15 protein-coding genes are annotated in these 15,044 nt (G+C 59.6%); 8 read left to right on the top strand and 7 right to left on the bottom strand.

Annotated elements, in window-relative coordinates; all coding sequences use genetic code 11:
- Positions 1–20: 20 nt before the first annotated feature.
- The gene (locus tag FHS09_RS07260; RefSeq protein WP_183458219.1) at positions 21–302 is read right to left on the bottom strand and encodes a superinfection immunity protein; all 282 of its coding nucleotides are present in this window, start codon (positions 300–302) and stop codon (positions 21–23) included.
- A gap of 394 nt (positions 303–696) precedes the next feature.
- Here FHS09_RS07260 and FHS09_RS07255 point away from each other — a divergent pair, with 394 nt between their 5' ends.
- Together FHS09_RS07255 and FHS09_RS07250 are read left to right on the top strand one after the other, a co-directional pair.
- Positions 697–1,119 (top strand): organic hydroperoxide resistance protein, encoded by a 423-nt coding sequence (locus FHS09_RS07255; RefSeq protein ID WP_183458217.1) that lies wholly within the window; start codon positions 697–699, stop codon positions 1,117–1,119.
- Between the two features lie 168 nt (positions 1,120–1,287).
- Positions 1,288–1,497, top strand: coding sequence for a lipid A-modifier LpxR family protein (locus FHS09_RS07250; protein ID WP_221191846.1), 210 nt, complete (start codon positions 1,288–1,290; stop codon positions 1,495–1,497).
- Positions 1,498–1,641: 144 nt separating this feature from the next.
- Here FHS09_RS07250 and FHS09_RS07245 read toward each other — a convergent pair whose 3' ends face one another.
- The 3 genes from FHS09_RS07245 to hutI form a co-directional block, all read right to left on the bottom strand.
- Positions 1,642–2,328 (bottom strand): hypothetical protein, encoded by a 687-nt coding sequence (locus FHS09_RS07245; protein WP_183458215.1) that lies wholly within the window; start codon positions 2,326–2,328, stop codon positions 1,642–1,644.
- 268 nt (positions 2,329–2,596) lie between these two features.
- Entirely contained in the window at positions 2,597–3,556 is a 960-nt protein-coding gene (gene hutG, locus FHS09_RS07240; RefSeq protein ID WP_183458213.1) for a formimidoylglutamase, read from the bottom strand.
- The gene (hutI, locus tag FHS09_RS07235) at positions 3,540–4,784 is read right to left on the bottom strand and encodes an imidazolonepropionase (RefSeq protein ID WP_183458211.1); all 1,245 of its coding nucleotides are present in this window, start codon (positions 4,782–4,784) and stop codon (positions 3,540–3,542) included. Before hutI ends, hutG begins: the two co-directional genes overlap by 17 nt.
- 191 nt (positions 4,785–4,975) lie before the next feature.
- Here hutI and hutC point away from each other — a divergent pair, with 191 nt between their 5' ends.
- From hutC to FHS09_RS07205, 6 genes are all read left to right on the top strand, one after another.
- On the top strand, positions 4,976–5,746 hold the full coding sequence (hutC, locus tag FHS09_RS07230) for a histidine utilization transcriptional repressor HutC (RefSeq protein WP_183458209.1): 771 nt from the start codon (positions 4,976–4,978) through the stop codon (positions 5,744–5,746).
- A gap of 96 nt (positions 5,747–5,842) precedes the next feature.
- The gene (hutU, locus tag FHS09_RS07225) at positions 5,843–7,519 is read left to right on the top strand and encodes a urocanate hydratase (RefSeq protein WP_183458207.1); all 1,677 of its coding nucleotides are present in this window, start codon (positions 5,843–5,845) and stop codon (positions 7,517–7,519) included.
- Positions 7,520–7,712: 193 nt separating this feature from the next.
- Positions 7,713–9,260 (top strand): histidine ammonia-lyase, encoded by a 1,548-nt coding sequence (hutH, locus tag FHS09_RS07220; RefSeq protein ID WP_183458205.1) that lies wholly within the window; start codon positions 7,713–7,715, stop codon positions 9,258–9,260.
- Between the two features lie 115 nt (positions 9,261–9,375).
- A complete protein-coding gene (locus tag FHS09_RS07215) occupies positions 9,376–9,657 on the top strand; it encodes a hypothetical protein (RefSeq protein ID WP_183458203.1) in 282 nt (93 codons plus the stop codon).
- Positions 9,658–9,744: 87 nt separating this feature from the next.
- Positions 9,745–10,167 carry a hypothetical protein gene (locus FHS09_RS07210; RefSeq protein ID WP_183458201.1) on the top strand — a complete coding sequence of 141 codons (423 nt, stop codon included), beginning with the start codon at positions 9,745–9,747 and terminating at the stop codon, positions 10,165–10,167.
- 313 nt (positions 10,168–10,480) lie between these two features.
- Complete coding sequence (locus FHS09_RS07205) at positions 10,481–10,618, top strand: hypothetical protein (RefSeq protein ID WP_183458199.1); 138 nt, start codon at positions 10,481–10,483, stop codon at positions 10,616–10,618.
- Between the two features lie 31 nt (positions 10,619–10,649).
- On the opposite strand, the gene FHS09_RS07200 is transcribed toward FHS09_RS07205, so the two are convergent.
- The 3 genes from FHS09_RS07200 to FHS09_RS07190 form a co-directional block, all read right to left on the bottom strand.
- Complete coding sequence (locus FHS09_RS07200; protein WP_183458197.1) at positions 10,650–11,495, bottom strand: AraC family transcriptional regulator; 846 nt, start codon at positions 11,493–11,495, stop codon at positions 10,650–10,652.
- 665 nt (positions 11,496–12,160) lie between these two features.
- Entirely contained in the window at positions 12,161–13,780 is a 1,620-nt protein-coding gene (locus tag FHS09_RS07195; protein WP_343057430.1) for a bifunctional AfsR/SARP family transcriptional regulator/alpha/beta hydrolase, read from the bottom strand.
- A 184-nt stretch (positions 13,781–13,964) separates the two neighbouring features.
- A complete protein-coding gene (locus tag FHS09_RS07190; protein ID WP_183458195.1) occupies positions 13,965–15,011 on the bottom strand; it encodes a helix-turn-helix domain-containing protein in 1,047 nt (348 codons plus the stop codon).
- Positions 15,012–15,044 lie beyond the last annotated feature (33 nt).

The raw sequence follows: 15,044 nt of genomic DNA, 5'->3' as shown, positions 1-15,044 counted from the left end.
CCGCGCAAGTATACGGTTTTTCAGGCAGTCGGCTCCGCCGGACTTTCTGCCCTGTTTTTTCCCCGTACTTTCCCCGTCACCGCCCATGCCAGCAGCGCAAGCCAGGCGACCCAAGATAAACCGGCGGGAACGTTTGCCAGGAGAATTTTCCCCAGATGCTTGCGATTGCAAAACAGCGCCACAATGGTTGGAAGAAACCAGACCGCCATAAAAAGCAGTACAAAAAGCAGTGCCTGGACCAAGCTCATACCGCTGAAGGCCTCGGCAAGTTTGTTAATTAGTTGCGAGAAATCAAAACTCATGATGTCATTCCATTTATCTATCGGGTAATTTCCCTAGGTCCAGATAGGCCCGCGCGCTCTCATTCGCCGGCAACCAGGTATCCCGGCGGTTATTGACAGAGAACACCAGCGCCCAGAACACGTTGGCGGCGCTGAATCTGTACGCGATCAGATACACGGCAAAGGCGCTCTGAGCCCGGTGATCAGGCGCCTGGAAGCCCAGGGCCTGATCGACCGCCGGCGCGCCCCCAACCAAGGACGAGCGCCGGGTCCATCTGCAGCTCACTGCCGCCGGCAGGTCCATGCAGCACCGGGTCGAAACGATTCCACAGCAGCTAATGATTATCGCGATAATTTTCTCTCCGAGCCCGGCACGGCAACCTAGACTTCAAAACCAGCCAACGAGGACACTGTCATGCAAGTACTCTACAAAGCCGTAGCCACTGCCACCGGAGGCCGCGACGGCCAGGCCAAATCTTCCGACGGCATCCTGGACGTAAAACTCACCACCCCGAAGGAGCTGGGCGGCCCCGGCGGCGACGCGACCAACCCGGAACAGCTGTTTGCCGCGGGCTATTCCGCCTGCTTTATCGGCGCGATCAAATTTGTCGCCGGTCAAGAGAAAGTCAAGGTGCCGGAAAACACCAGCGTGCGCGGGGAGGTGGGTATCGGTCCGCAGGACAAGGGCTTTGGCCTGGATATCGACCTGTTTGTCAGCCTGCCGGGCCTGGATAAGGAAACCGCGGAAAAGCTGGTGAAGCGGGCCCACGAGGAGGTCTGCCCCTACTCCAACGCCACCCGCAACAACGTGGATGTGCGCCTGCACGTCTCCACCTGAACACGATCCAGGCTAACGCCGAAATATCGGAGGCTAGAGTCGTGAATAAACTAGTTTTACCGAGGTTGGTTTTCCTGCTGTTTTTCGCCCTGGATACTGCCATCGTATTTGCGGCCGGTCCCCAAGGATGGAGGAAAATACCCAGAAATTCCTGCAGGCACCGGAGCAGTGTTCCACGACATCACCCTCGACGGCAACACCTGGAAAGACAGTCACAGCGTGCAGCGAAATCCCCTTGTCGCCGATCTGGGGGTCGGCGTGGCGGCGAGTTACGGCAAATGGAAGTTCGCCTTCGCGCGCTATCTGCGCAGCCGCGAATTTGAGGAGCAGGCCGAGCTGCCACAGTTGGGTAGCCTGGCGGTGTGGCGGGAACTTTAATATGCCTTTGTTCCGGCGGCGCTCAGTTATTAGTTGATTGAGCTGTTGGCACTACCGCCGGATGCCGTTCGCCCCACCGCCATCTCATTGGCATCTTTAGAGGCGAGCCGCGCCGCAGTAGGTACACCACAGCCCTCATCCATTTTAATCGCCGATAAGTTGCGCCTTGGAGATCTTCTGCAGCGATGTGCCCGCTGCGGAAAGCCCTGCCACTGCGCTGCAGGCACCGTGGTATTCAAGCACTTCGGAGATGGCTCTTTGGGCGGAGTACTTTACCAGGCCTTTATCCTGCTCACCCCGGATCTGATCGAGAACGGCTCCCCGCTTCTTGTCTATTCCGGAAATAATTACATTCACGCTCAGTTCGTTGAAGTAAGCTTTATCGTATTCCGAATTGATGCCGGTGGCGGCAGCGGCGACACCGGAAAAGGCGTTGGCAGTGGGGGCGTGTGACACTATGGCACCGGCGCCGGACATCAGCAGGCTGGTGCTGCCCCAGAGCACGCTGGCCTGGTTTTTGGCTGACATAAGCACCCGCTTGTAGTGGTTGCAGCGCTCGTTGGAGAGGGCGATCAGTTCATCCTGCAGGGAGTTTCTGCGGTGCTTTTCCTGGTTACCGTCGAGAACGGCGTCTTCCTGAATGGGGGTATATTGTCCGCTTGCATCGAAATAGCCGTATTTCTGCAGTATCGCGTCGGCGGTCTTTTTCTCGTCAAACAGGCTCGCCGGGCCACTCAGCAGGTCCATATCTCTGGGCATGGTCTTCTGGCGTAGATAGGTGCAGCCGGAGAGGGTAACAACAAGAGCGATAGCGAGAGCTTTTTTAAACATTGTGGTTTCAGCCTCTTTGCGGTTATTGCGGCACGCAGTGATAGGGAAATGCCTGTTTTTGTTTTCGCAATTGACGGAATTATTTTGCTTTTTTTATTGTGACGCACATCACGTCGAGCAACTTTATGCTCTTTTAGTCACACAATGCAAACCCTTTTAGCTGACACCTTACCGCCCTCCCGCGGCGCATGTGAGTATCGTCGCCAGAGATGTCGAATGTCCCGCCAGATATTCTTTCTTCCCGCTGAATACAACTCAGATCTAGGCTTTAACCCGTTCCTGCCACGCCATTGACAACCTGAAACGCAATCCGCGCCGCGGTGCGCGCGGCGTGGTCCTCGATATCGAAATAGGGATTGAACTCCGCCATATCCGCCAGGCACACCTTTTTCGATTCCAGTACCGTATCCAGCAGCGGCTCGAACAGTTCCAGCGACACGCCGCGCCCGGCGGGGGCGCTGACCGCGGGCATTACTGCGGCGGGGAAAAAATCCAGACAGATGGTGAGGTAGACGAAGTCCACCCTGTCGATAAATTCCCGGATCTGTTCCCGCACTCTGTCCAGCTGCCAACTGGTGATCTCGCGGTCGCGGATCACATGTGCACCCAGTTCGCGGGCGCGGTTATACAGCGCCGGGGTATTGGCGCTGTCGGCGGCGCCGATACATAGGTAGTTGAAGGGACGGCCGTTGATCTCGCACTGCTCGGCGATCTGGTAGAAGGGCGTGCCTGACGACCCCCGGGGGGAGGGCACGCGCAGGTCCAGGTGTGCGTCGAAATTGATAATGCCCAGGGTCTTGTCGCGGTGATGCTCGCGCATCCAGCGGGCGATGCCCTGATAGCTGCCGAACGCGACCTCGTGGCCGCCGCCCAGTACCAGGGGAAAGTGGCCGCCATCCAGCAGCTCCTTGATACGCGCGCCGAGCATGGACTGGGCGGATTCCAGGTCCTCCCTTTCAATCTTCACATTGCCGGCGTCGTACATCGGTGTGTCGAAAGTGGCGGGCAGGTTGGCCATGGCCAGGCGCAGGATGCGCGGGCCCTTGGCGGCGCCGATGCGGCCTTTGTTGCGGCGCACCCCCTCGTCGGAGGCAAAGCCCAGGATCGCCAGACCCGGAGAACTGTCCAGTTGCAGCGGTGTGATGCGCTGGTGCCAGCGCTCGCCGGCCTTGCCGTCCTCGCTATCGGTGCGCCCGCTCCACAGGCGCATATCAGCCAGCTGTAACATCTCTGCCTCCTACTGTTCTACCGGCGAGGAAAATCCGTGCCGGTTTCAGCGCGCCCACTTCATAGGCAAGTTGATCGGGAGTATCCATGGGCCATAGCACCATGTCCGCACGCAACCCGGCGCGCAGCACGCCGCGGGAACAGCACAGGCCCAGCGCCCGGGCCGCAGCGCGGGTCACTCCGGCCAGTGCCTCGGCAGGGGTGAACCCGAACAGGTTGCAGCCCATATTCATCATCAGCCGCAGCGAGGCGATGGGGCAGCTGCCGGGGTTCAGGTCGGTGGACAGGGCCATGGGCACGCCGGCGGCGCGCAGCCTGTCCACCGGCGGCACCCGGGTTTCGCGCAGGGTGTAAAAGGCCCCGGGCAGCAATACTGCCACCGTGCCGCTCTCGGCCATGGCGGCCACATCCATTTCGGTAATGTACTCAATATGATCCGCGGACAGGGCGCCGGCGGCCGCGGCCATGGCGGTGGCGCCGCTGCTGGAGAGCTGCTCCGCGTGTACCTTGATCGGCAGATCCAGCTTGTGCGCGCAGTCGATCACCCGCCGGCACTGGTCGACGGAAAAGGCGATGGACTCGCAGAACATATCCACCGCATCCGCCAGTTGCTCCTTGGACACCGCCGGCAGGATTTCCTCGCACACCAGATCGATATATTCGTCGACGCGGCCGTCGTATTCCGGCGGTAGCGCGTGGGCGGCCAGGCAGGTAGTGGTGATACTCACCGGGTGGTGCTGGGCCAGGCGGCGCGCTGTGCGCAACTGTTTCAGTTCGGTATCCAGGTCCAGGCCGTAGCCGGATTTGATCTCCACGGTGGTCACGCCCTCGGCCATCAGCGCGCGCAGTCGGGGTTCGGCGGCGCGGTACAGCTGTTCGGCGCTGGCCGCACGGGTGGCTCGCACCGTGGACAGAATGCCGCCGCCTGCGCGGGCCACCTCTTCGTAACTCTCGCCTCCCAGGCGGCGGGCGTACTCGGAGGCGCGGTGGCCGCCGTAGACCAAGTGGGTGTGGCAGTCCACCAGGCCCGGGGTCAGCCACTGGCCCTCGCCGTCCACCACCTCGTCGGGAGTGGTGTCCGGCAGTTCGGTGCGCGGACCCAGCCACACGATGCGGCCGCCGGTAACCGCCACCGCGGCATCCTCCACCGCGCCGTAGGCGCCGGGCAGGGAGGGGTCCATGGTGGCGGCGTGGACATTGGTAATCAGCAGCTCGCAGCGTTCTGTCATAGCTTTCCCGCAGGCGCGGTTTTCCTCTTGTTAACCATAGACGCTCGGTATCCTCACGAGCAGGCTCCCCAATAGTATCCCGCGCTGGCTCCCACAGGGGAGGCTTGACACCGGCCGGTGCGGCCACCATAGTAACCAGAATCTTGTATATACAACCATATACAAGTATGTGGAGCACTTTACCGAAGTCCATGAATACTGCAAGAGAGCCCTCAGCGGGGGGCAAAAAGCCCTCAGCGGAGGGTAAAAGGCCCTCGGCGCGAGGAGAGCCCCGTTACGTCGCCATCAAGCGCCATATCCGCGGGCAGATTGAGTCCGGCCGCTGGGCGGTGCACTCCCAGGTCCCCTCAGAGAATCAGTTGGCCCAGGAGTTCGGGGTCAGCCGTATGACCGCGCGCCGCGCCCTGAGCGAACTGACCGACGAGGGGGTACTGATGCGCTCCCAGGGCCTGGGCACCTTCGTGGCCGAGCCGGTACCCGCGGGCTCCCTACTGGAAGTGCGCAATATCGCCGACGAGGTCAGCGCCCGCGGCCACAGCTACAGCAGCCGCATCCTGCTGCTGCGGGAAACGACGGCGGAGGCCAACGTGGCCCACGCCCTGGGCCTGCCGCAGGGTGCGCCGGTGTTCCATTCGGTCATCGTGCACTGCGACAACGGCCTGCCGATCCAATGGGAAGAGCGATTCACCAACCCGCAACTGGCGCCGGACTACCTGCAGCAGGATTTCTCCAGCACCACCCCCAACGCCTATCTTTCCCGGGTGGCCCCTCTGACCGAAGTGGACACCACAGTGGAAGCGATCGTCGCGGAAGCGGCGGTGGGCGAGGCGCTGGAACTGGAAGCCGGCAGTGCCTGCCTGCAGGTCTGGCGGCGCACCAAAAGCAGTACCGGCACCGTGAGCTTTGCGCGGCTGGTGCATCCGGGCAGTCGCTACCGGCTTGGCGCACAGCTCCGATTTTGAATATACACCTGTAGGAGCGGCGGGGCGGCCCCGCCGCTCCTACAAAAAAAGAGCCAATTATCTAACGCTTTGGGATAAATTTTTGCGAGGTTAAAAATGACCACCGACAAACGCCATGACCCCAGCCGCAAAATCATCGCCCCCCGCGGCACCGAGCTCAGCGCCAAGAGCTGGCTCACCGAGGCGCCGCTGCGCATGCTGATGAACAACCTGGACCCGGAAGTGGCCGAGCGCCCGGAGGATCTGGTCGTCTATGGTGGTATCGGCCGCGCCGCGCGGGACTGGGAGTGCTTCGACAAAATCGTCGAAGTGCTCAAGCGCCTGGATGAAGACGAAACCCTGCTGGTGCAATCCGGCAAGCCGGTGGGCGTTTTCAAAACCCACGCCGACGCGCCGCGGGTGCTGATCGCCAACTCCAACCTGGTGCCCCACTGGGCCAACTGGGAGCACTTCAACGAGCTGGATAAAAAAGGCCTGATGATGTACGGCCAGATGACCGCCGGCTCCTGGATCTATATCGGCTCCCAGGGCATTGTGCAGGGCACTTATGAAACTTTTGCCGCAGTGGCCCGCCAGCATTTCCAAGGCGAGGCCAAGGGCAAATGGATACTGACCGGCGGCCTCGGCGGCATGGGCGGCGCCCAACCGCTGGCGGCCACCATGGCCGGCTTCAGCATGCTCGCGGTGGAGTGCGACGAGACCCGCATCGACTTCCGCCTGCGCACCGGCTACCTCGATAAAAAAGCCACCAGCCTGGACGAGGCGCTGCAGATTATCGAAGACGCAAAGAGTCAAGACGAAGCGGTTTCCGTGGGCCTGTTGGGCAATTGCGCGGATATTTTTCCGGAAATCGTTGCGCGCAAACTCCTGCCCGACGCGGTGACCGACCAGACCTCCGCCCACGATCCGCTGAACGGCTATTTGCCGAAGGGCTGGACCCTGGAGCAGGCCGCGGAAATGCGCCGCAAAGATCCAGCGCTGGTGGTGAAGGAGGCCAAGAAATCCATGGCTATCCAGGTCACCGCGATGCTGGAACTGCAAGAGCGCGGCGCCGCCACCCTGGACTACGGCAACAACATCCGCCAGATGGCGTTCGAGGAAGGGGTCAAAAACGCCTTCAATTTCCCCGGCTTCGTGCCCGCTTATATCCGTCCGCTGTTCTGCGAGGGTATCGGCCCCTTCCGCTGGGCGGCACTGTCCGGCAATCCCGAGGATATCTACAAGACCGACGCCAAGGTGAAAGAACTGATCCCGGACGACCCGCAGCTGCACAACTGGCTGGATATGGCCCGCCAACGCATCCAGTTCCAGGGCCTGCCGGCGCGGATCTGCTGGGTGGGACTGAAGGACCGCGCGCGCCTGGCGCTGGCCTTCAATGAGATGGTGGCCAGCGGCGAACTGGAAGCGCCAGTGGTGATCGGGCGCGACCACTTGGACAGCGGCTCCGTGGCCAGTCCCAACCGCGAAACCGAATCCATGATGGACGGCTCCGCTGCGGTCTCCGACTGGCCGCTCCTGAACGCGCTGCTCAACACCGCCTCCGGCGCCACCTGGGTCTCCCTCCATCACGGCGGCGGGGTGGGCATGGGCTTTAGCCAACACGCCGGCGTGGTGATCGTCTGCGACGGCACCGAAGCCGCCGCCAAACGCATCGCCCGTGTGCTGTGGAACGACCCGGCCACCGGCGTGATGCGCCATGCGGATGCGGGTTACGAGATCGCGAAAAACTGCGCGGTGGAGCAGGGGCTGGACCTGCCGATGTTGAAGAACTGAGCCCGGGACAAATCGGCAGGACTGCCGATTTGAACAGCTTTAGCTGGCCGAAGGCCGAGCGCCATGGATGGCGCGAGTTAACGCCGAGCTGTTTGCCTTTGAGCGCTGAAGGCTCCAGCTCCGCACGCGGGCCGCAGGCTCGCCACAAACAACAGAATGCAACACACAACCGGCATTTTTGGTGAGAGAGTTTATGTACCAATTGGAAATCAACCCCGGCCAACTGAGCCTGGCCCAACTGCGCCGCGTCGCCCGAGAGCCGGTGAAACTGTCGCTGAACAAAGCCGCCTACCCGGCCATCGCGGCCTCGGAAAAAACCGTGGCCCAGGTGCTCAGCGAGGGCCGCACCGTCTACGGCATCAACACCGGATTCGGTCTGCTGGCCAACACCCGTATCGAGCAGAAAGACCTGGAAACCCTGCAGCGAGCCATCGTTCTGTCCCACGCCGCCGGCACCGGCAATTTTATGGACGAGGCCACAGTGCGCCTGCTGATGGTACTGAAGATCAACTCCCTCGCGCGCGGATTTTCCGGGGTGCGCGCAGAGCTGATCGAGGCACTGATCAAGCTGGTCAACGCCAGCGTCTTCCCGGCGATTCCGGAAAAGGGTTCCGTGGGCGCCTCCGGCGACCTGGCGCCGCTGGCGCATATGAGCGTGGTGCTGCTGGGCGAGGGCGAGGTGTTTGTCGACGGCGAACGCAAACCGGCAAAAGAAGGACTGAAAGTGGCCGGCCTGGAACCGCTCACCCTGGCGCCCAAAGAGGGCTTGGCACTGCTCAACGGCACCCAGGCCTCCGCCGCCTTCGCGCTGCTCGGCCTCTTCGCCGCCGAGGACCTGTTCGCCGGGGGAATCGTCACCGGCTCCCTGGCGCTGGAGGCGGCGAAAGGTTCGCGCCGCCCCTTTGACGACCGCATCCACGCGGCGCGCGGGCAACGCGCCCAGCGCCAGGTGGCGGCCGCCTACCGCGAGCTGCTCGGCGATAGCAGCGAAATCAGCGAGTCACATCGGGGCTGCGAGAAGGTGCAGGACCCCTACTCACTGCGCTGCCAGCCCCAGGTGATGGGCGCCTGCCTACAGCAGATCCGCTTTGCCGCGGAAGTCCTTCTGGCCGAGGCCAACGGCGTGTCCGACAACCCTTTGGTATTTACCGACGAGGAAAACCCGGGAAATTCCGACATTATTTCCGGTGGCAACTTCCACGCCGAACCGGTGGCCATGGTGGCCGACAACCTAGCCCTGGCACTGGCGGAAATCGGTGCTCTGTCCGAGCGGCGCACGGCGCTGCTGATCGACACAAATCTGTCCGGGCTGCCGCCTTTCCTAGTGGATAACGGCGGGGTCAACTCCGGCTTTATGATCGCCCAGGTCACCGCGGCGGCACTGGCCAGCGAAAACAAATCCCTGGCCCACCCGGCCAGCGTGGATTCCCTGCCCACCTCCGCCAACCAGGAGGACCACGTGTCCATGGCCACTTTCGCCGGCCGTCGCCTGCGGGAGATGGCCGACAACACCTGCGGCATTCTCGCGGTGGAACTGCTGGCCGCCTGCCAGGGCCTGGATTTCCGCGCCCCGCTGAAGACCTCGGCCAAGCTGGAGGCCGCTAAAACCAAGCTGCGCGAGCGGGTCTCCTTCTATGACAGGGACCGCTATTTCGCCCCGGATATCGCCGAGGCCAAGGCGCTGCTGGCCAGCGCTATCTACCGCGATTTCGTCGATGCGGAGCTACTGCCCAGCAGCTGATCCTTGGGGCGAGCCCTGTGTTCGCCCTCTCTCGCTAAAAAATAAATGAAAATCGCGCCAATGCTGCTAGGCTGAAAATTAGACGATTTACCCGCCAATCGGCGCGGAGGTCTCAATGAAGCCCCAGTCCAGCAGGCGACTGCTCACCGGAGCCGGCTGCGTCCTGGCCGCCGCCACACTGCCGGCCTGTACCGATACCGGCTACGTGGGGGGAGGCGCCAGCAGGCCTCACTACGAGGTCCGCGGCCCCTACTACCACTGCCATCCCAACGGCGTCTGCCACAGTGTGCGCCACCCCAACTACTACCGGCATGGCGGCTTTGACCAGCCCATACCGCACCGTCGCTATCGTCCCTACTACTACGGACCCCTACCCCCGCGGGCGAGACCGCTCTAGCCCATTCAGCGAATCCCAAGGCGAGCGACATCCAGTGTCGCAGGGAAGCCGTAACCAACGGGTTTTCCCCACTTCGGAGTTTGCACTATGAATAGACTATTGAAGACAAGCCTGATCGCCATCACTGTCAGCACCGGCCTCGGTCTGAGTGCCTGCGTGGCCGACGGTTACTACGGCGGCAGTTCCTATTACTCCTATCCCTATGCGCGCCCCTATGTGTACCCATCCTCCGGGGCCTATTTCTTCTATTCGTCGCCGCGCTATTACCGTTACCGCTACCAACCGCGCTATCGTTTCTACCAAGGCCGGTCCTATTACCGCTACGGCCGTCCCTACTATCGAGGCTATCGCGGGCACCACTACTACCGGGGAGACCGCCTCTATCGGGGACATCGTCTCCACCGGGGAGACCGCATCTACCGGGGACACCGCATCCACCGGGGACACCGCATCCACCGGGGACATCACATTCATCGAGGTCACCGGAGCTTTCGCAGAGGCCACCGCTAAACCCGGTTGACCTCATACCTTGGTCATACCGACCAGTCCTTCCGCCGCTGTTAGCATTTTCAAAGGAATGAGCTAACAGCCGCGGGAGTTTTCTGTGCAACAGTACCAAAAGCAGCCCGTATTGATCACCGATATTGCATAGCTGAACAGCATTACCGCCAGTCGCAGCTTTATACAAAATGGCATCAAAAGCCTCACCCTGACAGATGCTTCCTCTAGGCTCAGTAAAGGAGCGGAGTGAATCCGCGCCCACCCGAAAAGCTGTGAGGTATCCGCGGTGCAGAAGTTGCGTTGTATTCTGCTTGCAGCGGCCATGGCGACAGGAGTTGCCGGTTGTGCCACAACCGAGCCCAAGGGAGCCCCCGACACACTGACCGTAAACGGCCAGCAATTTCACTGTATGGAGCAGGAACTGGAGAGCAAGGTACTGGTGCGCTGCGTGCGGCCATGAGCCCCCTTTCAGACCGATCTCCGCAAGAATCTCAGCCAGGCTTTACATTCCAGCGCTTGCGGGCCTTGTAATAGGCACTGGCATCCCGGAAGCCGAGCAGGTCGCACAACTGCACCACCGACCGGTGCCGGTGGCGGGCAAACAGCTGCCGACGCTCCTCATCCAGAAGCCGGGAGAAGCTGGTTTTCGCCTCCTTTAGCTTGCGGTACAGCGTCACCCGGCTCATACAGAGGGCCTGCGCCAGGCTGTCTATGCTGTTGTAAGCGGCCAGATTTTCTCTCAGCAACTGGCGAACCCGTTTCTCGACAGACTGTCCTTTCCCCACGAAGTCCAGTCTCGAAATCCTCTGTTCCAATATGCCTTTAAGGTGACGGTTGCGCTGTCGCAACGGCAGGGAGAGAGCTTCCTCGGGAAAAACAAACGCGTTTCTATCGCTATCGAAGCGAAGCTCGTAGGGTAACAGCAGCTGCAGCAAGTCGACGTACCGTGGCTTTGGGAAACTAAATTCAGCCCAGCAAGTGGGGATCCTCTGTCCGAACAGGTGTTCAGCCCAGTGACACAGGGAAACCATCTTGTACACCACAGCACAGCGTGGGTAGGGCTTCCCTGAAACAAAACGGAAAGCCAGTTGGATATAGTTATTCGTCCGGGTAACCTGCCAGGATTCAGATGGGTTGTCCAAGTCAGTATTCGCGAGATAGGTTTCCAGCGCCTCCTCCAGGTTTTCGCAATGCTGGACCAAGCTGATGAGCAGCCCTTGAGCTTCCGGCAAAACGATAGCAGCACCCATACGAGCGCCGATATCTACTGCAAGGGGGTTGGCATCCACCAGCTGCCACAGAGTGATTATCCAGGATTCCGGATAGCGCTCTTCCATCAACTCCGAGATATCCCGCCCTTCCTCCAACTCGATAACACGGTCCGCAAGCCTGTGATCTATAGCCTGTATCTGTGCGAAATCGACGATCGAGTGACGTTTTAGTTCCCTGGCCAAGTAGACAACGTCAATGGCACTAACATGATGCTCCTCCATCGAAGTGGGAAAACGGGGGTGATGTTGCTGTGGCGCCTTGCAACTATTTTCCATAGATTTGAAACAAAATTCGATTATTTTTTTCCAAGACTTTAAGGCACTTTATCCGGACGTGGAACCTTTGAAGGCGACGTCGGACCAGGTTTTATCAAGTACATTTGCAGTCAGTTGACAAAGGCCCGGATGAGAGCCTATGAACAATTACTAAGCAAGTGAGGTAAATCACGCCAACTGCCCAACGAGTAATGGCGCCTGATCCATTTTATGGCGCCCAATTTATCAGGATCGAATATGGGTCTTTCAGGTTCATCATGGCCATTTTTTTCAGTTCAATACAGGTATTCTACGGGGGTGGGAGACTGAAGATGGTACTGTTTTAGCGCTTTGCAATTATTTTCCACAAATATGAAACCAAATTCCGCATCTGATTCCACATGGATCACAGACCCTTAAAGTAAAAAAGGGTAAATGAATCAGCTACACGTGTGACAAACCCGACATGCACAACCTCAGCCAAGCTGTGCATTCCAGCGCTTGCGGGAGATGAAATTTCGTACCGTCTCCACAAAAACTTTTGAAGCGGGCTCGCGGCCGAGCAGCAGATGTCCATCGCTCTCCAGTTCCACGAACTCAGCGTTGGGGATGGAGGCGGCGAGATCGCGTGCGGCCTCGACCGGAATGCGCTGGTCTTCCAGCGAATGGATTACCAAGGTCGGCACCGCCACTTGCGCGAGCCGGTCGCGCACGTCGATATCAGCGAATACGGATAAAAACCGGACTGCGTTCTCGGGCGAGGTCGTCAAACGCTGGAATTCATTGAACCAAGTAAGCTCGTCCGCGGTGGCGCTGGGCATAAAAGTGGATGAGAATATCTGTCGATACGCCGGGTTGTCCTTTCCCCATCCTGTTTCGGTCAGAGTCATCACAGCCTCACGTTCCCTGGCCACTGCGTCAGTTGCGCCAATTCGCCAGCCTGCCGCATAGCCGCCGAAGAGAATAAGATGTGTCACCCGCTCAGGGTGCCTCACGGCGTATTCTATGGATACGGCGGCGCCCTGAGATATGCCAAGCAGGGCAAACTTATCCAGCCCCGTGGCAGCTACCACCGCTTCAAGGTCGGTCACAAAGGTGTCAAAAGAAATATTAGCGACGTTCCAGTCGGACAGGCCATTACCCCGTTCATCGTAGCGAATAAAGCGATGGTCAGCGGCGAGATTGCGAAACAGAGGGCTCCAGATTGGTGCCTCCCAATCGTGCTCAATATGGGTGAGCCAGTTGGCGGCCTTGATGATGGGCGGGCCCTCGCCCACAGATGCGTAGGCGATGCGCACGCCGTCGTTTGCGGTGCAAAACTGGACTTTCTGCCGGGCTAGCAATTCCCGCTCTGTGGGACGCTCCTTGACACCGGCGGAGATCCGGCTGCCTTGGGTGCGCATATCTGGAGGCCACGCAATCCCGGCATTCCGGAAACGCCTAGCCAGTTCGTGCGACAAAGTGTTCAATTCCAAAGTGTGATCAAGCAGCTCCAGCAGGGTCAACAATTGAGTGGCTGCGTGGGGACTGAACGGTTCCAGAGCCTGCCACTGACGGGCCCAGCTCAATCGTTCGTGGGGGGCAATGTCAGAGTGAGTGGCTAAACGGGCCAGCACTTTTCCACGCAAGCGATTTATCTCTTGTCGTTCGGCGGACAGCCATTGCTGGAAGAGTTCCTGGTCAGGCAGGTCGATACCGTCCAGAAACGGTTTTTGTAACTGGCCCGCAATGTCAGTTAATACCGAGAAGGGCAAATCAGGGGATGTTAACTTTTCTGACAGCGTATTGATGTCAATTTCGATATCCAGGGCACTGATGGTTACGCGTTCCCGATCTGCCACTAGCCGCTCTATTGATGCATCGTTAATCAAGGGACGAATCTTGCTTAACGACCAGCGCAATGCCCCACGAGGATCATTCGGAGTTTCGAAAAACACTTCACATAAACGTTCACGGCGATGGGGCCGGGCGGTCCTCGCAAGGTAGGCCAGCAACGCACGTGTCCGTTTGGAGGCTGGCAAGGTTACAGACTTACCGTCGTGGAAGATGCTTAACTCCCCGAGCATCTCCAGCGAAACTCTCATTGTTTTGATCACCAAGTTCTGCTTATTTCACGGATAGGTACTGTCGCCGGGTGTGCTGGGGCAGAGAAGGCGGCCGCTCCGGTTATTGGCGGCGATCATACGGGCCTGTCACATTGTCCTCTACTTCCAGGTCCCACCAAATGGCGCTGGATGCATTAATATTGTCTCTCCGTGCAAAGCTTGTTTGGGAGGGGCACTAGCTCCCACGCGTCCGAAGCAACCATTCCGAAAAAGTCTTCGGCGGCGAGGGCTCCGGCCTATGCCCGCTCAGTCCGGCGGCGCGGGCCTCTGTGGGGCTGAAACCATATGCGGCGCGAAACTGGCGACTGAACAGTGCCTGGTTTGTGAAACCATAGCTGCAAGCGATGGTGTTGATAAGCCTGTGATCCATCGGGTCCGCAATCGCCTTGCAGCAAGCCGCAAGCCGCCGTTGCCTGATGAATTTTTCGACACCACCATGTCTCTCGAAGAGGTAGTAGAGCTGCCGGCGCGAAATCCCCAGTGTCCGACAGATCGAATTCGCTCCCAGGTCTGGCGATGCCAAATATCGCTGAATGTATTTTCGTGCGAGGTTGAAGCGGCCTGCTGCAATCGGCATCTCGGCCACCCCAATGTTATTTGCAGCAGGCTTGAGCGCCGCGGAGAGCAGAAGAGTGAGTGACTCTACTACGAGGGATATTTCGGAGACTCTTAGTGTTTTTATGTAATCTTCAAGAGTAATAATGTATTCCTTTAGTACCTCCACGAGACTGCCTGTGACCCCTATATGATGCACGGCATCCAGCATGTCGGAAATGTCCGGAAAATTGTCCCTGCTGAGGAAAAGGCACGCGCTGCTGGTACCGTCGGAACGTCCGACGAATGGATAGGCGAAAGATCTGACTTGAAGGGAACCGGCCGAACTCGTCAGCACCCGGTCGCCGGCACGGCTGATTTCATTTCCCCGTTTGAGAATAGCAAGACACCAATGGTCGATGCCGGAGGCACGAACATGATCCTCGGTATGCCGGTATTGCATCGGGTCCATGCTGGAGGAAGCGAAGTGCAGGGATCCGAGGTCATGACCCCTTGCGCTGGCGAAATAGCCGCCTTCCGTGGACTCATCGCGCTCGATATCGACCAGGGGGGCGACCCATTCCTTCCAGTATGCGAATTGATCGCGCCGCTGCTGCGTAACCGTGGTGAAACGGTCAGCGCGGATACGACTGCTGCAATCGACAGTTGTCCGGCCAGTTATTCCCAAGATGTGATCGCCTCGAAAATGTGCGCACAATGA

It is taken from the genome of Microbulbifer rhizosphaerae, assembly GCF_014191725.1.
Classification (GTDB): Bacteria; Pseudomonadota; Gammaproteobacteria; order Pseudomonadales; family Cellvibrionaceae; genus Microbulbifer; species Microbulbifer rhizosphaerae.
This window is presented reverse-complemented; position numbering and strand designations above follow the sequence as displayed.